The 22040-nt window shown below is 30.7% G+C and carries 19 protein-coding genes; 3 read left to right on the forward strand and 16 right to left on the reverse strand.

Annotation, left to right across the window (positions count from 1 at the left end):
* Positions 1 to 448 precede the first annotated feature (448 nt).
* Both KA830_RS10215 and KA830_RS10220 read right to left on the reverse strand, forming a co-directional pair.
* The gene (locus KA830_RS10215; RefSeq protein ID WP_210134232.1) at positions 449 to 3532 is read right to left on the reverse strand and encodes an Eco57I restriction-modification methylase domain-containing protein; all 3084 of its coding nucleotides are present in this window, start codon (positions 3530 to 3532) and stop codon (positions 449 to 451) included.
* A 211-nt stretch (positions 3533 to 3743) separates the two neighbouring features.
* Positions 3744 to 5285: an ATP-dependent nuclease gene (locus KA830_RS10220; protein WP_210134233.1), complete on the reverse strand. Its 1542-nt coding sequence runs from the start codon at positions 5283 to 5285 to the stop codon at positions 3744 to 3746.
* A 241-nt stretch (positions 5286 to 5526) separates the two neighbouring features.
* Between KA830_RS10220 and KA830_RS10225 the strand changes: the two genes are divergently transcribed.
* Positions 5527 to 6648 (forward strand): low temperature requirement protein A, encoded by a 1122-nt coding sequence (locus KA830_RS10225; protein WP_210134234.1) that lies wholly within the window; start codon positions 5527 to 5529, stop codon positions 6646 to 6648.
* A 64-nt stretch (positions 6649 to 6712) separates the two neighbouring features.
* Here the strand turns inward: KA830_RS10225 and KA830_RS10230 are convergent, their stop codons facing one another.
* The 5 genes from KA830_RS10230 to KA830_RS10250 are packed head-to-tail and all read right to left on the reverse strand — an operon-like array spanning position 6713 to position 10761.
* On the reverse strand, positions 6713 to 7639 hold the full coding sequence (locus KA830_RS10230; RefSeq protein ID WP_210134235.1) for an alpha/beta hydrolase: 927 nt from the start codon (positions 7637 to 7639) through the stop codon (positions 6713 to 6715).
* Between the two features lie 20 nt (positions 7640 to 7659).
* Positions 7660 to 8412 (reverse strand): SDR family NAD(P)-dependent oxidoreductase, encoded by a 753-nt coding sequence (locus tag KA830_RS10235; RefSeq protein WP_210134236.1) that lies wholly within the window; start codon positions 8410 to 8412, stop codon positions 7660 to 7662.
* 14 nt (positions 8413 to 8426) lie between these two features.
* Positions 8427 to 9137 (reverse strand): dihydrofolate reductase family protein, encoded by a 711-nt coding sequence (locus KA830_RS10240; protein ID WP_210134237.1) that lies wholly within the window; start codon positions 9135 to 9137, stop codon positions 8427 to 8429.
* A gap of 49 nt (positions 9138 to 9186) precedes the next feature.
* Positions 9187 to 9825: an SDR family oxidoreductase gene (locus tag KA830_RS10245; RefSeq protein ID WP_210134238.1), complete on the reverse strand. Its 639-nt coding sequence runs from the start codon at positions 9823 to 9825 to the stop codon at positions 9187 to 9189.
* A 21-nt stretch (positions 9826 to 9846) separates the two neighbouring features.
* Positions 9847 to 10761 (reverse strand): alpha/beta hydrolase, encoded by a 915-nt coding sequence (locus KA830_RS10250; RefSeq protein ID WP_210134239.1) that lies wholly within the window; start codon positions 10759 to 10761, stop codon positions 9847 to 9849.
* A gap of 176 nt (positions 10762 to 10937) precedes the next feature.
* On the opposite strand from KA830_RS10250, the gene KA830_RS10255 reads away from it, so the two are divergent.
* On the forward strand, positions 10938 to 11492 hold the full coding sequence (locus KA830_RS10255) for a TetR/AcrR family transcriptional regulator (RefSeq protein WP_210134240.1): 555 nt from the start codon (positions 10938 to 10940) through the stop codon (positions 11490 to 11492).
* Positions 11493 to 11671: 179 nt separating this feature from the next.
* Here KA830_RS10255 and KA830_RS10260 read toward each other — a convergent pair whose 3' ends face one another.
* Together KA830_RS10260 and KA830_RS10265 are read right to left on the reverse strand one after the other, a co-directional pair.
* Positions 11672 to 12103: an antibiotic biosynthesis monooxygenase family protein gene (locus KA830_RS10260; RefSeq protein WP_016911012.1), complete on the reverse strand. Its 432-nt coding sequence runs from the start codon at positions 12101 to 12103 to the stop codon at positions 11672 to 11674.
* Positions 12104 to 12133: 30 nt separating this feature from the next.
* Positions 12134 to 13507: a cryptochrome/photolyase family protein gene (locus tag KA830_RS10265; RefSeq protein WP_210134241.1), complete on the reverse strand. Its 1374-nt coding sequence runs from the start codon at positions 13505 to 13507 to the stop codon at positions 12134 to 12136.
* A gap of 183 nt (positions 13508 to 13690) precedes the next feature.
* Here KA830_RS10265 and KA830_RS10270 point away from each other — a divergent pair, with 183 nt between their 5' ends.
* Positions 13691 to 14116: a pyridoxamine 5'-phosphate oxidase family protein gene (locus tag KA830_RS10270; protein ID WP_041080228.1), complete on the forward strand. Its 426-nt coding sequence runs from the start codon at positions 13691 to 13693 to the stop codon at positions 14114 to 14116.
* 175 nt (positions 14117 to 14291) lie between these two features.
* Here KA830_RS10270 and KA830_RS10275 read toward each other — a convergent pair whose 3' ends face one another.
* The 7 genes from KA830_RS10275 to KA830_RS10305 are packed head-to-tail and all read right to left on the reverse strand — an operon-like array spanning position 14292 to position 21860.
* Positions 14292 to 15797, reverse strand: a complete 1506-nt coding sequence (locus KA830_RS10275) for a phytoene desaturase family protein (protein ID WP_046207809.1) — start codon at positions 15795 to 15797, stop codon at positions 14292 to 14294.
* Complete coding sequence (locus KA830_RS10280) at positions 15794 to 16675, reverse strand: phytoene/squalene synthase family protein (RefSeq protein ID WP_002510647.1); 882 nt, start codon at positions 16673 to 16675, stop codon at positions 15794 to 15796. Before KA830_RS10280 ends, KA830_RS10275 begins: the two co-directional genes overlap by 4 nt.
* A 55-nt stretch (positions 16676 to 16730) precedes the next feature.
* Positions 16731 to 17834, reverse strand: coding sequence for a glycosyltransferase family 2 protein (locus tag KA830_RS10285; RefSeq protein ID WP_196931179.1), 1104 nt, complete (start codon positions 17832 to 17834; stop codon positions 16731 to 16733).
* Between the two features lie 6 nt (positions 17835 to 17840).
* On the reverse strand, positions 17841 to 19331 hold the full coding sequence (locus tag KA830_RS10290; RefSeq protein ID WP_046207807.1) for a phytoene desaturase family protein: 1491 nt from the start codon (positions 19329 to 19331) through the stop codon (positions 17841 to 17843).
* On the reverse strand, positions 19332 to 19805 hold the full coding sequence (locus tag KA830_RS10295) for a glycosyl-4,4'-diaponeurosporenoate acyltransferase CrtO family protein (protein ID WP_046207820.1): 474 nt from the start codon (positions 19803 to 19805) through the stop codon (positions 19332 to 19334). It abuts the gene before it with no gap.
* Positions 19806 to 19809: 4 nt separating this feature from the next.
* Positions 19810 to 20310, reverse strand: a complete 501-nt coding sequence (locus KA830_RS10300) for a TspO/MBR family protein (RefSeq protein WP_046207806.1) — start codon at positions 20308 to 20310, stop codon at positions 19810 to 19812.
* Positions 20311 to 20360: 50 nt separating this feature from the next.
* Positions 20361 to 21860 carry an NAD-dependent epimerase/dehydratase family protein gene (locus KA830_RS10305; protein WP_002483583.1) on the reverse strand — a complete coding sequence of 500 codons (1500 nt, stop codon included), beginning with the start codon at positions 21858 to 21860 and terminating at the stop codon, positions 20361 to 20363.
* Positions 21861 to 22040: the final 180 nt, after the last annotated feature.

A 22040-nucleotide genomic window follows, 5' to 3' on the forward strand; every position in this document is an offset into this window, starting at 1 on the left:
CCCATGTATAATCTAATCCATTCCTTAGAGCCATCAAAAATACTCCTGTTATCAAGACTGTCCATATATTATTTTCCATCAATTCACTTCATATTATATTATACACAACCTATTTTTTATTTATGATACGCTTCTGCTTATCAGGTAGTGATGCGGTTTTTCGTATTTAAATGTTCGAAACGAGCTGATAAACAATTTAATCTACAGTATAAAAAACATCTATATTTATAATACTTTTGCAATCACTAAAGATGTTTGACAAGACGATTTGAATACACTTAAAGAATTAATGATTGTTGATAATGTAAAAAACTATATCGCCCCTATTACAATACTTTTTAGCAGGGGCGATATTATTAATTATAAGTTTAAGTTTTTATTATCTAAATACTAATTTATTTACTTATTACAAAGACATCTTTACCTTTTGGCATATGATTTAAGATTCCTATTGATTATCTATACTAAATTGAATAAACTCTATTTCCTTTTCATTCAAACCATATATATTGCAAACTAAATTATTTATTCTATCTTCATTAAATTTGAGTTTTTTTGATATTTCAACAATCACCTTTTTATACTCTTCAAAATACTCTTCCCATTCATCTTGTTGTTTTAATGTTAAATGAAGTTTCAATCTTTTAAGTTCAATATTAAACTCTCTAAATGTTAATTGATCAAAATTTTTCAACTTCTTAGTAACATTCAAATCACCCTTTGTGTCAATTAATCTACGAATAAAAGTTTTACTTTTTTCAATCTTTTTATTCGTTAATAAAAGGATTTGTTCAACATTTTCAACTATTTTATCCTTTTCCTCAGAACTTATTTTTGGTAAAGGTAAATTCTCAAGTGCAGATTTTGTGATATTTGTATTTGATTCTCCGTAATATAAATTATAAAAATAACTAATGAGTTTTGAATTTAAAATCCCTAAATAAATTTTAGGATTTTCATTATTTCGACAGTTTATTAAATTCGCATTGGGAAATATTACTTTATTAGAATTATCATATGTGGCAAAAATCTTGTTTTTATTTTGACCCACAATTCTTTGAAGAACTATTTTTTCTTGATAATGCCATTCCATAGTTTTTTTATCCATACCTGAAATATTAACAAATTTATCTACTTCATCAACATAATATCTATGAATATCCCTGCCTTCTAAATACGGTTGACATATCTTATCAATATTCAAATTAGTTATTTGTTCACTTGTAAATATTCCTGATTCTATTAATATATTCTCATGATTTGTAATTTTAGGAACATTCATCCAACCTTTATGCAACTCGACACTATCGCCAAATTTACCTTTAATTAAAAGTAATTTTCTTAATATATTATTTAAATTAGTTATTATCTTTCCCTCACAAATGCTCATGAGTTCTTTACTTGATGATTTACTTTTAATTTTCAATGTATTTTCATTAATACCTTCATTAATTATTGTTTTGTGCTTATCTATAGTCCACAATTCTATTTCGTTATTAGAATTTGCTTTTTTTAAAGTAAGAATAGCTGTTTCCTTATTCACATCTATAAAAGGATAAAATCTATATGGAAAATCTACAATCATTTTAATTTCGTTTTCATTAATTAAGTATTGTCTAAATTTTGTAAAACTTGCATTTGTATAATATGAATTAGGTGTAATAAAACCTAAATATCCATTCTCTTTTAATAATTCCTTAATTGATTTGTAGGTAAAAATTTCATATAGATCAATTTCAGAAACTAGAATTTCTTTATATTTTACCCAGTAGTACTCTCTTTCCTCTTTTGGAATTTGCTTAGTCGCAACATAAGGAGGATTTCCAACTATAACATCGAATCCTCCTTCAGAAAACACTTCTGGAAATGCGTCATTCCAGTTGAATGATTTATTTTTAGCGATAGACGGTTCAGATATTAGGCTATTACCACACTTAATGTTTTTATCTAATGTAGTTAATTTTTTGCCTTTTTGTGCGGTTTTCAACCAAAGAGATAATTTTGTAATCTCAACAGATTCTTCATTCAAATCAACCCCATAGATATTATTTTTCAAAATATCTCTTATATAATCATCTGTGCTAAATAAACTCCCAAAAAGTATATCACCTACACGCTTATTTTCAGCCAGTAGATAATCGAACACGTATACGAGAAATGCACCAGATCCACATGCAGGATCTAAAACTTTAATATTTTGCAAAAAGACTTGATATTTTAAATATGCTTCTCTCTCTCGTTTTTCGTAATTTTTTTCAAGAATTTCTTCTTTTAAACCATATTCTTTTTTAATTTTTTCTTCATTTTCTCTTAAATACTTACCTAAAGAATTATCTACAATGTATTTAACTACGTAATCTGGTGTATAAAAAATACCTTGCTTTTTTCTTTTTGAATCACTTTTCTCATTCGTATCATTAACTTTTGATTTAATTTCCTCTAAATCGCTTACAGACTGTTCAAATATGTGACCTAATATATTTACGCTTAAATCTTGTTCAAAATCATATTTTGAAAGATTGGAAACTTTTTCTAATACTTCATCAGAAATTTTTAAATCATTAAGTACTTTATCTTCTTTAAAAAGACCACCATTATAACCATGAGGTATTTCTAATTTTTGGCTCCCTGAATCTATAGATGTAAAAAAGTTTTTTAACACACCCCAATAATCCATAAAAGGGTGGTTTTTAGCATATAAAGCAACTTCGTTTAATTTATTGTCTGGAATTAAGCCCCTATCTTCTGCAAAGCAAATGAAGACGATTCTATCAATTATTTTTTGAGCTTTTTCAATTCCTAAATCAAAATTTTCTCTAACATTTTGATTATTTTTATACATATCCCGAAGTAAACTTAACCTAGCATTTTTATACTCTTCATAAAATATTTTAGATATTTTTTCTTGTTCTATTCTAACTTCAGATAAAAGATTTTCAGTATTACTTTTTTCGTTATCACTACCTATAAAATTCTTTGCACATAAAATAAAATACCAAGTTTTAAATTTTATATATTCATTTTCTGAATCAACTAAGTCATCTAATGTCCAATTTTCATAATCTAATTGATTATCTTGATAAATACGAAACTCCCAAAAGTTGCTTACTATAACAAATGGGCATTTTCTATATAAGGGTTTGTATTTAAAAGCTTGTTGAACAGGACTTAAATTACCTGCACGTCTCTGCGGTCGATCAATTGGAACATTTGCACTCTTTAATTCAATAACTGCATATACATTATTTTCATCAGAATTAGAAAGAACAGCATCTGGATGTTGTCCGATTATAGTTGCCGGTTGAGGCTGAAAAGTCCAATTTTCAAAAGGCTTGGTTTTATAGCCTAATATTTTTATAAAAAAATCATTATTATAACTTTGCTCTCTGGTAGTTTCTTTATCAAATTTCAATGTTCCATTGTGATAATCATTTTGCCATTGCTTGACTATTTCAATATAGGGCAATATCGATTCAGTTGGAATTTGTTTTGCTTTTTCACGTACTTTATTAATTGGAAAAATATTTGCCATCGTTTATTTATATTTGTTTTTATAAAACAAATAATCCTCCCCTAGAAAAATTTATAAACTCTTATTTGAATTTAACACTAACATACTGAAAACAAAGTATTAAATTTGAGAATAGATAAAAAAGCCAGTTGAAATCATTAAAATTAAACAATACATTCTATTGTCTGGTTGTATTTTAATCTTTTTAAAAGTAAAATACATCATTTTCACTTTATTTATTTTTATTTAAATTATCGTATAATTTTTCGAAATTGGTAACTACTTTTATAAAGCTGTCTTTATCTAATATTTGTAAATTTTGCATGATAATAATATTCAAACTATATTTATTGATACTATATTTAAAACCCTTTATTTTAATATTTTTTGATTTAATTACTTTTTCAAACGATTTAAAGTTTTTATATTCTTTTAATATCTCATCAAAGTATTCTATTACACCATCTTTGGTTAATAGTTTTTTTATACAAGTGATAATAAAATCTTTTTCAAATAAATCTTCAACTTGTATTGACTTCTCATCTGAAACATTTTCATTCCCTTCATATGATTCAATAAATTCATTATTATTTAAAATAATTCTATAATTATAAATATTATCAAATTTATCTTTAATTTTTTTAATTAAAGATAACCCCTTGGAATCATAATCTAAAATTCCTAACGGAGGGGTTGGAAAAACTTCTTTATATACACTAATAAAATCCGTTATTTTATTTGCTCCTTCTATTTCTATAAAAGTTAACTTTTTCTTTGGAAACAGCTTATGATATATAAAATTATGTACATTTTTATCAGTTTTCCCTTCCACCATAACTACTGTTGCATTTACATCTATTTTCAATGTATCTAATAAATTTATACCCATAATTTCATTTATCTTCAAAAGTTTAACTTTATCTTCATTTTTGAAATCTATAAATGTACCTCTCATTACGTCTCTATCAACTAAATATATATTATTTATATCTGTTTCATTTATAAATGCAGTAGAATGTGTACTAATAATAATTTGTGATTCTGTAAATGATTCCTTTATTTTCTTATAAAGATATCTTTGAGCTTCAATATGCAAATGTACTTCAGGTTCATCAAAAAGAATTATATCTGGTAGCTCACTATTTTCTATATTATATTTATTAATCCAATATGACATAATAACCAATTTTTTAACACCATTACTTTTCTCAGATATTGGAGCAGTATCACCATAGCTGTCAGCTACAAAAATTCGATTATTAAAAATTGACAGAGAATAGAATTGCTTACTTAAAACCATTAAGTCTTTATTTATGTTAGATAATACAGATGACATTTCATCATCTTCTAACCCATCTAAGAAATCAACAATCTCAATCATAGATTGTTCCATTGTCGTATTATTATCAACTTTAGCTACTTTAATATTCTTACTTATTGATCTTTTAGCGTTTTCGTCATAAAGTGGATTAATATCAGGTTTTAGATATTTAACAGAATTATTATACGAATCTTCATTATAAATTATTTTTCCCTTCTCAAATGTTGAAAAAATAGCCTTAACTTTTTTTCTTTCAAAATTATCAATTCTGCTTATACTTGTATAAGGGGTATTTGAACTTTTCACATTTAAACCTTCAAATATTGCATTAATTATATTTGTTTTTCCTGAGTTGTTTGGCCCTACAAAGATGTTTAAATTTTTATTTAAATCAACCACTAGTTCTTTAATTGATTTATAGTTGTAAATTTTAAATTGTTCTATTTTGCTCATGGACATTTCTCTCCTTAATATAACAATAATAAATACACATTCTCACAAAAACTTAACTACAATTTCTGTAAACTTTTTACATTATGATTTGTTCAAAATCGCTTTAAGTAGCTACTTAAAAAATCGTATCACTTATGATACGCTTCTGCTTATCGTTTTATGATGCGGTTTTTTATTCATAATTTTTTCTAATATACCCTAAATAATTGTGGTAAAATAGCTACACAAAGGGAGGACAAGTATGTCAACAATGACTCAAAATCGGCACTTAGAAATTAAAAGAGCCGGCTTTCACGAATTATTTTTCGATTTAATATTTGTATATGCCATTCAAAAAATTGCACACGTTATCCTACATACACATCATGGTACGATATCGTTTGAATTATTTTTCAAATATGTCATGATGAGTTTAATTTTATGGATCCTGTGGTCGCATCAAACATTTTTCACTAATCGTTTTGGTGATGCAGTAACAAAAGACGTCATATTTATAATGATTAATATGTTTATATTGATTTTTCTTGCGAACAGTCTCTATCCTAATTTTGAAAAAACGTTTAAACCGTTCTTCTTTTGTGTTGCGCTTATGTATTTAAGTATTGGAGTGCAGTATCTCTTACACACGAGTCGCAAATTAAGTTATGCAGACAAACGAACATGTCAGTCTTTCGCGATTGTGGCACTAACTGTATCTATATTATCATTTCTAGCATTACTACTACCATCTAGTGTCCATTATATTCCAGCATTCTTAGGCGTATTTATTGCAGGTACTGGCTTAATTCCTTTCAGAAAGTATTTAGAACAATCACCAGTTAATATGATGCATTTAGTCGAACGTTTTTCCTTACTAACCATTATTATTTTTGGTGAGATTATCGTTGGTCTTGCTTCGATATTTAGTATCACTGATTTTAGCTATATTTATATTTTCCAATTTTTAATTTTAGTATGTATGTTTGGGACATATTGGCTAATCACTGAAAACTATATTAATCACAAAACACGAACAATCGGTTTTCGTTTAGTGTATACACATCTTTTAATTAATATCGCGTTAGGTACGCTAAATGCAGCTTTAGTCTTTAGCGATAATACGGAATTAAATGCCTTTTTTGAAATTAATTTAATGTACTTAAGTATATTACTCTTTTTCATTGGTATTTGGTTAAATGCACCTTATTTCCATGAAAAATTCAATTATATTAAGCATATCATTTATGCATTAGCCATATTACTTATTTCTTACCTCGTGAGTATTGTGTTTATCACAAACAAACATCTCATGATTATTTCGATTGCCGTTGCAGTTGCGATGATTATGTTAATGTATTATAAAAATAATAAATACGCTAAATAGAATAACTATTTGCATACAAAAAGCGACTACTTTGGAAACCCAAAAATAGTCGCTTTTTCTTATTTTATAGATATTGATTATAGAACGGCACTAACTTACTTAATGCTTCCTCAACTTGTTTCGGTTGGTCATATAAATCATAATGTGTCGCACCTTTAACGATATGCAGATCCTTTTCTGTGGATCGTGCACGATTATATAAATCATAAGCATCACGATAAGAGCCAAATGCACCAGGCACATCGCCAGCAATAATTTGAACTGGTTGCGTCAATAATTTTTCTGCAGGGAAGAATGCGTCAAATGTGTATAAACCTGCAGAACCTGAATAACGCCATTTATTAGGTGAGTTTTCACTTTGACCTCTTGGCGTACGGTAATAGTCTACAGCTTCTTTGACATCAATTTCATCAATGCCTGTTTGTACTAATTCTTCTGGAGAATTCGGAATATATTGTGTTACATATGGTTCTGCACCATTTGCTTCAGCTGTTCGTAATTCTGCAATTTTTTCTAAGTCTCGAATGGCTGCATCAGGTGTGACATCACTTTCTCTACTAAATCTACCAAAGTTAACGCCTACTACTGTACCTAAAGCTTTAATACGACGATCAGATAGCGTTGCACTTGTAGCATAACCACCGCCTGCACAGATGCCAAGTGCACCAATGCGCTCATTATCGACAATATCTAATGTTGTTAGATAATCTACGGCTGCACGTACATCCTCTACTCTATAGAAAGGATTTTCTACATATTCTGGCGCAGATACACTTTCACCTTGATGAGAAGCATCATAAGCTAATGTTACAAAGCCTTCATTCGCTAATTTTTCTGCGTATAGACCCGCAGTTTGTTCTTTTGAACCACTGACTGGATGCACAGATACAATTGCAGGTAAATTTGATTGATTACTTTCTGGTATTCTTAGTATACCTACGACTGTTGTATTATTAGACGTAAATGTTACTTTTTCAGTTTTAATTGTCATTATTATCCATTCCTTTTTAATTATCCTAGACTTTGAGATGGATAGTACGGATCGCGTAATTCAAATTCGAACGTATCAAAATTCACGATACCTAATACTTTGCTACTATCATATAATTGGGTCATAAATTCTGCCATTTCATCTGCAGTATGATATTTCTCAATCTGACTCATGTCAAAATCATTAGCATCTAATGCGACTTGCGCAAATTTAGATTCTGTATTAGCTGGTGCTAAGACCTTAGCTTGAAGTTTAGCATCACGTTGTTTTAATTGATGTGCTAATCCTTCAGTAAAGGCACTTACATAGAATTTTGTAGCAACATAGGTTGTGTTTTCTGGGACAATTAAATAGCCGCCTACTGAAAAAACATTGATAATTTGAGTACCTTTTGTATATTCATAATCTTTAACAAATAACATTGATAAAATAGTTAATGCTTCAACATTAAGGTGTAACATTTGTTGTGTTTTTGATAATTCAAGTTCAGATACTAATCCATAATCACCAAAACCAGCATTATTGACTAGTGTAAATAATTCATATTTTTCACGAATCGCTTGATAAAATGATTCAATCTTATCAACTTGTGACAAATCAAATGGTTTTACTACAACATCAACCTTATATTGTGCTTTAATTTTTTCTTTTAAATCATTTAATTTATCCTCATTACGCGCTACTAATATTAAGTCATGCTGTTTCTCAGCAAATTTGAATGCTGCCGCATAACCAATACCTGAGCTTGCGCCTGTAATTAATGTGTATGCCATCATTAAAAACTCCTTTATTTAGTATAATGAGCCCAAATGACATCATCTTCTAACTGCTCAAGATGTTTGATTTTAAAAGCTTCAGGCACATGGGAACGATTAGGGTTATTATTATCGAAAAGATTTGGTCTATGATAGTGATCATCGACAACTGGTGCTATAACAACACTAACTTCATCAACGAGATCTTGTTGGAAGAATGACCAGTTAATACCGCCACCACCAGACAATGTCATCGTTTCGAGATTAAATAAGCTGTTCAACTTCGATGCCACTAAATTTAAATCTAATTCGGAACTGTCACCACCAAATACATAGGAAATACCAAGATTTCTTAAATGTTCTAAATATGCATCTGAAACTTTTCCTGATATCACTTCGATAACATGCATTTTAGGACGCTCATTATATTGAATATAGTTCTGTGTCCATGCTGCCTTTCCAGAAGGATCAATCGAGATGACATAGTGGCTTAACTCTGTATCAACCACAAAATCTTCTTTACGTGAATATACCTTCGGATTTGCAGGTAACGTTGGCATATCATTGTTGGCAAATGCTTCTTCAATCGTTTTACGACCTAATATCAAAGCATTGGAATGAAATTGCTTATCTATTGACTCATAAGCTTTTGATAATGCACTGCCAGCCGCTTCATGATATGGACCAGTAATGTTACCGTTGATAGATTGGGTCATGTGAACAATGATTTTGGGTTGTGTCATTTTCAAAACCTCCTCATCTTTCAGTTTTTCTAACATTAAAACCTTTTAATTACATCCAGCTTGGTTTATCACCGTCTGTATTAGGTTTGTTTAATCCAATATTTTCTTTTGAATGAAGTGTTGGATCTCGAGAGATTTTAACTGCTAAATCTGCAACGCTTTTACGAGACACTTCAGTTCCTTTAAAAGGTTCATCTCTTTGTGTTACTTCATAATCAATCTCGTCATAGTTCGTTAACCAAGCCGGTCTGAATATTGTGTAGTCTAAATCTGAATTTTCAATTGCTTCAGTAGCTTCTCTAAACGGTGCGAGATACGGACCGATATTTTCATCATTCCACTCACCAAATTTACCTGGCACTTCATGAAGCGTATTCAATGCTGTGACAAAGATTAAGCGTTTCTTATTGTTATCATTCATAGCTTCTATAACTGTCTTAGCTTGATCTCCTAAAGTTTCTCCGGTAGAACTAACAAACACAGTGTCTACATTGTCTAAAGCATTAGTAACGACATTTTTATCTGTCGCATCACCTTCAATGATTGTCACTCTATTTGAATCATATTCTGGTAATTTTGCTTTATTTCTTGCTAATAGCGTTAAATCAAAGTCTGTGTTCTGTAAATATAAGTCAATGGCCTCTTGTGAAATTTGACCACTTGCACCAATAATTAAAATACGAGTCATTTTAATACCACCTTTTTCCTTTTATAGTGTTTCTTTATAGAATGATTCAAGTTTTGGTAATACTTGATCTACATATTCTGGGATATCATATAAATCGACGTGTGAGGCGCCTTCAATTTTATATAATTCGTTATTATTGCCTGCTGCTCTTTCAACAGCATCGACACTATACTCTAACGTATCTGCCTCTGTACCTGCGATTGATAAAAATGGTTGAGTTAATAATTCATCAATATACGTGAATGGCGCAAACGTTAATACTTCAGAAAAGCTTCTTAATAAGATTTTATTTGGCGCATTTTTATGTTGTCCACGTTCAGTTAAATAGTAATCGTGACCTTGTACCATTGTTGAATTTTCAGGCATTGAATCATCAATTTCTTCTGGTACATAACCTGTATAGGCATAATCAGCACCATTTGCTTCTTCTGTACGTTGGTTTGCAACTTGAGTCATAAAGCCTAATTGATCTTCTACAGATACTACATCACCAGGTCCTTTACGGAACAATGCACCAATGTCTACCATACTTACAGTAGCTAGTGTTTTAATACGACGTTCCGTTCTTGCTGCGCTGACTGTATAACCGCCACCTGCGCAAACACCAAGCGCACCAATTCTTTCATTATCAACAAAGTCTAATGTTGTAAGATAATCAACTGAAGCTCTAACGTCTTCTGTTCTAGCAAATGGATCTTCTAAATATTTAGGTGAACCTTCACTTTCACCTTGGTGAGAAGCATCATAAACTACAGTCACATAACCAAATTCTGCTAGTTTCTCTGCATACATACCTGCAGTTTGTTCTTTAACGCCACCGCCCGGATGACATACTGTAATTGCTGGATATTTTTTACTTTCATCAAATTGCTCTGGTGTATATAAATTTCCTGCTAATAAATTCGTTTTACTTTTGAAATTAACTGATTGTTTCATAATATAATTCCTCCATTTTTTAGAATAGATCATTCATGCTCTGTAGATTTTTATTACTCTTGTGTGTATAATGCCATAATAGAGTATTTAAATGAGGTGTTCAATTAACAAGCGGCGACATATGTGTGTTAATACACACATTAATAAAATTGGGTTTTAAATGGAGGTGATTTATAATGAATATCAAAGATTTACGTGTCGTTAAAACCAGAGCAAGCATAAATAACGCCTTTATGACACTATTTTTCGAAAAAGATTTTGATACGATTTCAATTAAAGAAATTACAGAATATGCTCAAGTTGGGAGAAAAACGTTCTACCTTCACTATATCGATAAATATGATTTACTCGATCAAGTCGTATCAGAAAAACTCACGGAGCTAGAACAAATTTGTGAAGCTAAGAAACGTCTTGGTGTACAAGAAGGCACACAATTATGGTTTGAATTTTTCGAAAATAACAGATCTTTTTTTATGAAACTTTTTAATATTAGTAATGCTTCAAATTATAAAAAAAAGCTGCTCCACTTTATTGAAGAAGAATTTAAGAAAAAAGTACCAACAGAAGTGGCTACGGATAAAGGGTTAGATTATCATTTGTACATCAACTTTATTAGTAGTGGGATTATCGGTTTACTCGATATCTATTTAAATCGTAGTGATGACACACACGAACAAGAAAAAATCACTATACAAGTGTCACGCTTATTATCTTTATATGATTTAACCTAAAGCAAAAGTCGTCCAATCTAAGCATTTAGATTGGACGACTTTTTTAGTTTTATTTGTGATATGCTTCTGCTTATCAGTGATTTTGCTAAAATTTTTATATCGCTTAAAAAATAGGCAAGTTAGTATTTAAATAACTCGCCTATATGTTTGCAGAAATATCATTTAATTCAAAAATTATGTTATTTAAATTCTAAACTAATATTAAATGATAGGTTTCTGTTTACAATAGATTTATCAGCACCTTGCTTGGTTCCTCTATTTTTATGGGATGCTTTATATTCCTGAGACTCTTGCCAATGTTTGTAAGCTGCTTCGTCTTGCCAAAACGTAATGATAACATGATGTTCATGTGTACTATGTGGCTTTAGAAATAATAGATTTTCAAACCCTTCAGTATTCTCTAGATGTTTATCTCTATTTAAGAACACACGCTCGAAGTCTGCCTCTAAACCAGGATTAGCATATAAATGGTTTAAAACTGCATAACCATATTGTGGCAAATCATTAATTTGTTCTAATATAGTATAGTGATATGTCACATTAAATCTATTAATAGTTACCTCATTATTATTTTTGTCTAAATAAATACGATGTATTTCATTTTTCAACAAATGAATCACTCCTTTTTATTGGATGATATGTCAAAATTGCTTAAATTTATCCATAACATAATCTCTACTATTTTTATGATTCACGATAGTCTGTGGATAATCTTTTCCAATTTCAATATGATAAATTTCTTGTAACTTGTCTTTATATTTAGTTGGATCATGAATGTATTTACTGCTCACATCATTAAATATTTCTAGCTGTGTTTTAATAAAATACCCTTGCGCATCAAAACGCTCACTTTGACGTATAGGATTAAACATTCTGAAATAAGGCACTGCATCTGTTCCAGTTGATGCTGACCACTGCCATCCATGTACATTAGATGCATTATCATAATCTATCAAATACTGTCTAAAGTACTCCTCCCCCCAAGTCCAATCAATAAATAAATTTTTCGTTAAAAATTGTGATACGACCATTCGTAAGCGATTATGCATATATCCTGTACGATTCAGCTTCTTCATTGCAGCATCAACGATTGGGTAACCAGTTTGACCTTTTTTCCATACTTCAAAATGTGTTTTATTATACGACCATTGCATGTTTCGATATTTTTCAGAAAAGGATTTAGTTGCCGTTTCTGAATACTGTGTCATTAACACATAATAAAATTCACGGAATAGAACCTCTCTTATAAAAGCTTCAAAATTTTTTTCATCGCTCTCATAATCTTCAAGTAAATCATTTATAATTTCACGAATATCAAGTAGTCCATATGCTAAATATTTACCTAATCCACTAACAAAATCCTGCGACACATCGTCAGTCAATTTATCATAATGAGCTATGTCACCATTTAAAAAATCATTCCAAGCTTTACGAACTAACTTTTCTATATCTTTATTATTTTCAAATTTTAAGTCACTTTGATTTGAACCCTTTTCCGCAATTTGAGACAACTGCTTAAATTGATAACTTTTTTTAGGGGTGTGTACTAAGTCCTGACGATTTGCTTTATAAAAACTAGTAAATACTTTATAAGGCTGTTGCTGTTTATTAAAAGTCTTTGTTGGCACAAAATAATGATTCACGCGCTGTCCAATTACTGTAACTTGGTGATTTTCAAAAGCCTTTTTTACATGAGGATAGTCATATATTTCTTTGTGATAACTCATAATATCTTTTGCTACTAATACGTGAGATAACGCCAATGTTTCTGCTAATTCACCTAGCTTTTCGTATGTGACAATATAAGGTTGTATATCATGCTTATCTAAAGCATTTACAAATCCTTTTACAACTTTATAGTAATAGTTACGTTTTACTTCTGATGCGTCAGTTAAATCTTCTAAAGGTAAGATAAAATACAATTTATTTATCTCATTTTGATACTTCACTATATATTGAAAAAGTGGATTATCTTTCGTTCTAAAAACTCTGTTAAGTATGACTCCTAAATGCATTTTATTGCCTCCCAGCTTGTTTCATACAAATTCACTTTATAATTGTCCTTTAACTTAAGATTGTGTTTTCAATCATATACCCGTTTTAACTTTTGTATAATTCACTAAAAAATAAAATAAATTTTAATACCTTACATATTATAGGCAACTTCAGGGTATATTATTATCAGAGGTGATTAAATTATGAATAACAAACAATTACAAAATGAAATTGAAAATATATTAAATACATCAAAAATAGGTGTCCTATCTACTGCACATAACAATACACCTAATAGTAGATACATGGTATTTTATAATGATGGACACACACTTTATACTAAGACAAGCATTGAGTCTAAAAAAATTGCTGAATTTAAAGATAATCCCAAAGCTCACGTACTTATAGGTTACGATGAAACGAATAATCGTAGTTTTCTAGAAATTGATGCTAATGTTGAAATACTGAAAGATCAAGAGACTATTGATTGGATTTGGAACAAACAAGATAAGTCCTTTTTTGACTCTAAGGATGATCCAAACTTGTGTGTAATTAAAGTAATACCAAAATCCATAAAAATTATGAACGATAAAAAATTAGACGCACCACAAACCATTACGTTCGATTAGTTAAAAAGGCGAGCCTAGGACATAAATAGATGTCTCAGGCTCGTTTTCAATTTGGCAGTAGGTGACTGAATTGAAAATGCGATTATATCAAGCTTTTTTCAATCCTAGTCACCCTTGCCGGGGTGGGACTACGAAATCTATATTAGAAAATTTGATTTCTGTCCCACTCCCGTTTTTATATACCATTATTAATATCTTCTAACATAGCATCAACTGTAATTTTAGCACTCGTCAGTACAATTGGCACTCCTGCCCCTGGATGAACACTAGCTCCAGCAAAATACAAATTTTTGTAATCTCTGCTCACATTCGGCGGTCTGTAATAGTTACTTTGCGCTAAAGTAGGCATTAAACCAAAGGCTGCTCCAAATTTAGCATTATAATCTCCTTCAAAATCCTTAGGCGTATAAATAATTTCTGTCACAACTTGCTTTTTCAAATCTTTTAACGCTTTAATCGTAGAAAGCTTATTGTAAATAATATCTTTCACTTGTATGATTGTTGACTCATCAGACCAATCCGTATCACCTGTTTTCAATTCTGAAACGGGCATCAGCACATAAATACCTGTTTGACCTTCTGGCGCTAACGACTGATCTTCCACACTAGGAGCGTATACATATATTGATGGATCTTGGGATATTTCCCCGGAAAATATTTCATTGATATTATTATCAAAATCCTTTGAAAATATAACATTATGTAACAAGATATCTTCAGATAAATCTTTATCAACCCCTATGTACATTAAAAAGGCTGAGCAAGAATAGTCCATGTTATCAATTTTCTGTGTCGTATACTTCTTAGGATGATGTTCATTTTTAATTAAAGATGAAGTAGCATATGGAAAATCAGCAGTACAAATTATTTTGTCATACTTTTCTATATGTCCGTTTACTTTTAGTCCCTCCGCACGCTTATACCTACTATCAATGATAATTTCTTCAACGTTTGCGTTGGTATAAATTTGAGTACCTAATTCTTCATTTAGCGTTTGAAGCGCTCTGACAAAGCTATACATACCACCTTTTATAAAGTGAACACCAAACATTAACTCTATCATGGGTATAATTGAATACAATGACGGGCTTCGTTTAGGGTCGATACCTATATATAATGTTTGAAACGCTAAAATCTTTTGGATTTTTTCATTATCAACATATTTTTCAATTAAATTATCTGCTTTATCAAATGTTTTGAGTTTCATACCCTGATATATAGTAAAAGGATTATAAAAATCCGTAGGTTTTCTAAACGTACGTTCTAGAAAATATTTTCGTGCTATTTCGTATCTTTCGTATATATCTGTTAAAAAGGACATAAAACCATATGTAGAGTTAGGTTCAATACCTTCAAGCATATTTCTTAATTGAGCAAGATCTGTAGGAACGCGAATTTGATCTGTTTCACTAAAATAAACATCATATATATGTGATAATTGTTTAATTTCCAAGTAATCATTCATATTTTTTTGAGCGTAATTAAAAACGTCTCGATAAATCTCAGGCATCATTACGATGCTTGGTCCCATATCAAATGTAAATCCATCTTGCTTGATCTGATTCATTCTGCCACCTATTTGTTGGTTCTTTTCATATAAATCTACTTGGTGACCGTTTGCTGCTAATCTTGAAGCTGCAGCTAAACCTGAAACACCGCCGCCTATAACTGCAATCTTCATAATGTTTCACTCCTATTATATTTCGCACTAAGTTCACGATAAATTTTCATTTTTTTCAATTTGCTTACATATACTTTCTTATGCAACGTATAGTTTGCCTTCCTTACTTCCACAAGTATTTCATGATAAGCTATCGCAGCTAATTCGATAATGTAACGTACCTCTTCGTCAAAATAATTAATACCGTTTAATGCAATATCATATAACCTAACTGCCTCTGTAGCGTAACTTTCCCACAGTTCTATATAATTTGGCGTAACTCCTTCATAATATATAGAATGTAGATTAACTCGATATTGAGCTAATTTTTCTACACTTAGATAAATTCTTCCATTTTGAAAATCTTCGCCGACATCTCTTAAAATATTAGTTATTTGCATTGCCTTGCCTAAAGCAATCGCAGCTTCTTCAGCTTGCTCGAAATTATTTTCATTTGATGAAGTTAATATAGGAGTTAACAATTCACCGACAGTACCTGCCACACCATAGCAATACTCATATAAATCTGAATCAGTTTTCATTTCTTTTAAAACTAAATCTTCCTTCACATATTGAATTAAAGATTCAAAAGGTTTTTTAGGTATTGAATATGTATTCAATGTATTACTTAAAGCATTCATAATAGCTGCATCACTTTGATACGCTTGAATATAATCACAATCGCTATAAATCACATCTAAATCTCTAGCTATGCCGTTTAATTGCTCAAGGTCTTTGTATTTATCAATACTGTCATCTATAATTCTGCAAACTGCATAAATAGCCCAAATTGCTTTTTTCCTTTTTAAATCCAAAAAATCAAAGGCATATGAGAACGTTTTTGAATGTTCTTTCATTATATTGTGACAATGGTTATAATCTCTCTCTAATTGATTCATTTATTGGCCTCCTCAGTAAGCCTAGAACTTCTTGACATTTGTATAAAAAACTAAGCTATAAATCTATTCTACGGCCTTTCCAATATATACGTTTGAATACATTGATATCTAACCATGATTTAAAAAATATCACGACAAAGCATATGAAGAGCAGTGGATGACACAAACTCGCAACGATATTAAAATTTCCTGTTCTTCGAATAAATATATGAAATTGTATCGCATATATAAAATATAGAGTAATAGCTAATAATATATATAACGAGCCTAAATTAATTGAAAAAATTATCGCTAAAACTGTTGTAAGTGAACCAAATAGCCATAAAAATACAAACGTAAGCGTAGACTTTTTAGTTACTTGAGAGCCAAGTGCAAAGTGTTTACTCCAACCCTCTAGTAGCGCTTTATATCCTTGAGAATACATTCTAAAATTCACTACGCCTTGGCCTTCATGCAAACTAACTGGCAAACCTTGCTGATTATATGCTTTATTTATTGCAAAGCCTTCAATGATTTGATTTTTAGCTTTCAAATGTCCTTGTGTCAATTTATAATCTTGCTTATTTGTCACAAGGACTGGTCCAAACGCGCCTTGCTCATTATTTGCTGATTTCGTGATTGAAAATTGATTCATACCTACGATTGTCATTAAATTAAAAATCGCCGATATATTTTCATAGAGCTTTTTTATCTTGTGATAAGGTTGTATTGACAACAAACCTTTACCACCTTGTAAATCATATTGATTGGCTATATTTTGAATACTATCATCACAAGCAAACTGAACATCAGCATCAACAAACATTAATAAATCATGCGTTGCATATTTGTTACCTTGCCAACAAGCATGTGACTTACCTTGCCATGTAGTATCATTTTCAACAGTATATACGCTCGCACCATAATATCTAGCGACAACTTGTGTCTCATCAGTTGAACCATCATCCATAACAATTACTTCTATTTCTTGCTCTTTACTTATACTGTTAAGTAATTTAGGTAAGTTCTCCGCTTCATTTCTAGCAGGTACAATAATACTGACGGCTGTCTGACCTCTTCCTTTTCCGGAGTTATTTATAATCGCTCGACGCGCATACATACACATTCCACTTATTAGTGATAGTATCGTCAATACTATTGCTATTATATAAAGTATCATTCAGCCTCAACTACTTTCTCCATTAATAATAGCTTCTGCTACTTGCATACCACTCAAAGTAACCATAGGCATACCAGCGCCAGGATTTACAGAACCACCTACAAAGTACAAATTTTTGAAGTACTGACTTTTTTTAGGAAATTTAAAACCTTTATTTTTCTTCTTATTGGATACTACACCATATATAGCTCCTTTATTAGAATTGTATGTATTTTCTATATCATGTGGTGTCCATACGTCTTCATATACAATGTGCTTTCTCAAATCTTTCAAGCCCATGGACTCTAATTTATCCAATATACGTTCTTGGAATTGCAGATATTCTGCTTCACTAAATGACTTACTCTGAATGTACGGTATGTGTGGCAATATTTTTATATTCTCGTGTCCCTCTGGCGCCTGTGTCTTATCTGTTTTATTTGTATTCACTACATAAATAGTCGGATCTTCAGGCAAAACATACTGGTGAAAAACTTGATCATAATTAACTTTAGAATTACTTGAAAAGAAAAAGTTATGATGTTGAAGCTCTGGATAACTTTTGTCCACACCAAGATGCATGACATAACCTGAACTAGCTGGCTCAAATTTACGTTCCAATTTGTTTATTTGGTTTGCATCAAAATTCAATAAATACTTATAAACAGGGATTACTTCCATATTAGATATAATGTAATCTGCATATATTTCCTTATTACTTTCTATTGTTATCCCTGTCACCTTATTTTGACTATTATAATTGATACGTTTTACAGGGGTGTTAAAATGTATGCCCACACCTAATTTTCTCGCTAATTGTTCCATCGCTTCCGCTAACTTATGAATGCCACCATCTACGTACCACAAACCTTCCTCATGTTGCATTTGAGGTAATAAACTCAATACAGCCGGAGCATCATAAGATGAGGAGCCGACATATTTTATGAAATAACCTAGCATTTCTCTTAAATATGGGTTATCTACCCTTTTATTAATGGCTTGTTGCATTGTATGAAAATAGTCGAATTGTTTTAAAGCTGAAAATGGACCATGATAACGAATGATTGCATACATCGTATCTAACCCCTTATCAAAGTAGCTTTTTTCAGCAACTTGATGTATCTTTTGTGCGTAACTAAAAAACGAAGAAAGTTGCTCTATATCCTTATTTGTTAACGATTCATTATTTGTTAACATATCTTCCATGGATTCATATAAATCTAAAATTTGACCATCTGGATAAACGTTTCTAATCTGTAAACTTAACTTACGAATGCTAACATAATCTTCTAGCCTTTCATCACATCGTTGAAATAGGCGTTGAAATACTTTAGGCATGGTTAAAATTGATGGACCGAGATCAAATCCATAGTCATCTATGTCTAACCTATTTACCTTTCCACCGATATGCTTATTTTGTTCATATAAATCCACTTGATAGCCTGCTTGAGCCATACAAATTGCACTGGCAATCCCTCCCAAGCCACCTCCTATGACAACCACTTTCTTATTTCCCATTTAATCACCTTTTCTTTTTTGTAATTTATTATAAATACGTATTAACTTAGGGCGATTATAGCGCTGAACAATCATACAAGGCACATTAGCTATAATGACATATATAAAATTAATTATTTTAACGCTTTTTGACGCTTTAAAAAACGCAATAACAGGAAATATGGATAGCAGATGAACCACCTCTGCACGTCTAGTTTCTAATATAAATCGCTGTATATCATTCATATTTTTAGATAAATCGAAAGTCGCTTTACTACTGATATTAGGGTTAAGATTTTGACCGTCTGGCAAATAATCTTTCCAATATTGCACTTTAACTAATTGTTGCCATAATTGACCCTCTTGTTCAATATTCCAACTTCGAAAATACTTATTATCTTTTTCTAAGAACTTATAACTAATACGAGTACCAAGTTGAGCAATAATCATTTGAACTATAAACCAATATAGCGCAATATATATAATCTTTTTTATCAATTTAATGCTCAGATTTCGCTGTATAGCTTGGGTTATCTTTATTTAAATACCAATTACCAGCTGTTAAATAAGTAGCAAAAGCGCTCCAAAGCATATATGGAACTAGTAAAATGCCAGCAACTTTTTTTACATTGAAAAATTTTACAGTTGTTGTAACTACTGCGCCCAGTAATACAACACTCTCTATCAACGCACTAAAGCGTAATTTATATTTGAAGTATAATATCGACCATAGATAATTCAGGCTTAATTGTGAGTAATAAGCACCTTTCAAAGCCTTACTAGTAGATTTATTAGTCACTAATGCATAAGCTACGCCCATCGTTGTATAAAGTATTGGCCACACAATTGGAAAGACATAGCCGGGTGGTGAAAAAGGTGGTTTAACATTATTTTTATAATCTTTTCTCGCGTTTTTCACTGCAAATTTCCCTATAAATTTACCACCTGTAATTGGTGTTATAACTTTTATAATTGTTTTAATTATCCCGTTTGCTTTCATAGTTGATCCCCTCTTTTTTTGAAAAAGTAACTAGCTATTATATCTAATAGCTATAGTTCGGCATTAGACATGTTATTTTTTCTAGCTAAATACTTTTTCAATCCATATACTTTCAAAACAATTGCACCTGTAATAACAATTGGCAAAATAAACTTCTTCATATTAAAGTATTCTCCTTTATTAGTTTTTTGGCTATTAATCTTGAATTTAAAAAGATTCATTACACTTTTATGAACTTTTGCTTGGGTATACTTATATACCCACCAAGGTAACGTCGGTTCATATTCTTGTAACGCTATGATACATGCGTCACTATTAGGTAATCTTCTAAACTCTAATCTCGCATTACCACCATCTGAATCTAAAGCGAAATCTCCACCAACAATTCGATATAAAATTCTCTCGTTATTAGAAGCTTTAAAATCTTTACTTAATAATAATAAGTCCTTATTTAAACACGGCACACTAATCGTAAAGTTATCTTCGTTAAAATCACTATTAACGACATTTAATGTAATTCTATTTAAAAAATTTGCATATGATTCTGCCAATTGAATCATATTTACATCTTTAGGTAAGACTACCCTTGATATTGCTCTAACATCTTTAATATCGCCCTTACGTGATGACTTCCCTTTCTTCTGTGTCTTAGTTTCTTCTTCCAAGGCATTACGCACACTTTCCTTATAATCAATCTTGCCTATAGAAATGTCCTTCACAATATTTTCATCATTTCTAATCATATCATGAATTAAGCTATCCATTAACGGATAGACCATTTCTTTTGGAACACCTGAAATAAGTTTCACCCAATATTTACTTAGCCAAATGGGAATAATAGGCAAATCTATCGTAGGTAATCGTTTATCTAGTACCTCTGCAGTTTGCTTGAATAGATCTTTATAAGTCATATGACTAGGTCCACCAATATCTATCGATTCGTTCTCATTTGGATTACGCTCTACAATTTTATATAAACCGTCAATCACGTCGTCTATTGCAACTGGCAATGTTGTATTATAAGCCCATTTTGGCAGTAACAGGCCAGGTAATCTATCCACTAATTTTTTTAATATAGGGTAAGAACTTCCTTTAGAGCCTATAATCAAACCCGCTCTTAAAGTACTTACTGGTACACCATATGATCCTAAAATCTGTTCGCACTCTAAACGGCTTCTTAAATGTGGTGATAATTCACTTGTATTAGGTATCAAACCACTCATAAATACAATATGCTGAACTTTGTTATAACTTGCGGCTTTAGCAAAATTATCAGCTAATAATGCATCCATATCTTCAAAGCTCGCCTGCGTCAACTTAGCTGAAGGCATCATAGAATGGACAAGATATATAGCGATATCAATATCCTCCATTACCTCAGTGATTTCATTTAAATCAAACAAGTCAGCTGCCTTCCAAGTAACATTGTGTTCATTTGATTTATTTTCTATATTTCTAGAAATAGCTATAATTTCATAGTTATCTTTTAATTTATTCATTAAGTGACTACCGATATATCCCGAAGCGCCTGTTAATAATATTTTTTTCATATATTTAGCCTCCAAATAGAAAAAGATGAGCAGGTAAACTTTACCTCAGCTCATCTTTAACTTAACGAGCTCACTTGCTCATTATCTTAATTGACAAGAGCTCCAAGTCTCTTATTTAAAATTATACCCTTCTTAAAGCTTTTCAATCTTTATTTATAATAATTAATCAATAAATTTATC

Origin of the sequence: Staphylococcus sp. GDY8P119P, assembly GCF_017892075.1 — a bacterium.
Classification (GTDB): Bacteria; Bacillota; Bacilli; order Staphylococcales; family Staphylococcaceae; genus Staphylococcus; species Staphylococcus ureilyticus.

What these genes read in the sequence shown, in the direction of transcription:
- KA830_RS10290 (WP_046207807.1), bottom strand. Translation starts at nt 19,331, where the DNA reads ATGGGAAATAAGAAAGTGGTTGTCATAGGAGGTGGCTTGGGAGGGATT.
- KA830_RS10215 (WP_210134232.1), bottom strand. Translation starts at nt 3,532, where the DNA reads ATGGCAAATATTTTTCCAATTAATAAAGTACGTGAAAAAGCAAAACAA.
- KA830_RS10265 (WP_210134241.1), bottom strand. Translation starts at nt 13,507, where the DNA reads ATGCATTTAGGAGTCATACTTAACAGAGTTTTTAGAACGAAAGATAAT.
- KA830_RS10230 (WP_210134235.1), bottom strand. Translation starts at nt 7,639, where the DNA reads ATGACAATTAAAACTGAAAAAGTAACATTTACGTCTAATAATACAACA.
- KA830_RS10245 (WP_210134238.1), bottom strand. Translation starts at nt 9,825, where the DNA reads ATGACTCGTATTTTAATTATTGGTGCAAGTGGTCAAATTTCACAAGAG.
- KA830_RS10255 (WP_210134240.1), top strand. Translation starts at nt 10,938, where the DNA reads ATGAATATCAAAGATTTACGTGTCGTTAAAACCAGAGCAAGCATAAAT.
- KA830_RS10250 (WP_210134239.1), bottom strand. Translation starts at nt 10,761, where the DNA reads ATGAAACAATCAGTTAATTTCAAAAGTAAAACGAATTTATTAGCAGGA.
- KA830_RS10270 (WP_041080228.1), top strand. Translation starts at nt 13,691, where the DNA reads ATGAATAACAAACAATTACAAAATGAAATTGAAAATATATTAAATACA.
- KA830_RS10285 (WP_196931179.1), bottom strand. Translation starts at nt 17,834, where the DNA reads ATGATACTTTATATAATAGCAATAGTATTGACGATACTATCACTAATA.
- KA830_RS10240 (WP_210134237.1), bottom strand. Translation starts at nt 9,137, where the DNA reads ATGACACAACCCAAAATCATTGTTCACATGACCCAATCTATCAACGGT.
- KA830_RS10235 (WP_210134236.1), bottom strand. Translation starts at nt 8,412, where the DNA reads ATGGCATACACATTAATTACAGGCGCAAGCTCAGGTATTGGTTATGCG.
- KA830_RS10280 (WP_002510647.1), bottom strand. Translation starts at nt 16,675, where the DNA reads ATGAATCAATTAGAGAGAGATTATAACCATTGTCACAATATAATGAAA.
- KA830_RS10300 (WP_046207806.1), bottom strand. Translation starts at nt 20,310, where the DNA reads ATGAAAGCAAACGGGATAATTAAAACAATTATAAAAGTTATAACACCA.
- KA830_RS10305 (WP_002483583.1), bottom strand. Translation starts at nt 21,860, where the DNA reads ATGAAAAAAATATTATTAACAGGCGCTTCGGGATATATCGGTAGTCAC.
- KA830_RS10275 (WP_046207809.1), bottom strand. Translation starts at nt 15,797, where the DNA reads ATGAAGATTGCAGTTATAGGCGGCGGTGTTTCAGGTTTAGCTGCAGCT.
- KA830_RS10220 (WP_210134233.1), bottom strand. Translation starts at nt 5,285, where the DNA reads ATGAGCAAAATAGAACAATTTAAAATTTACAACTATAAATCAATTAAA.
- KA830_RS10225 (WP_210134234.1), top strand. Translation starts at nt 5,527, where the DNA reads ATGTCAACAATGACTCAAAATCGGCACTTAGAAATTAAAAGAGCCGGC.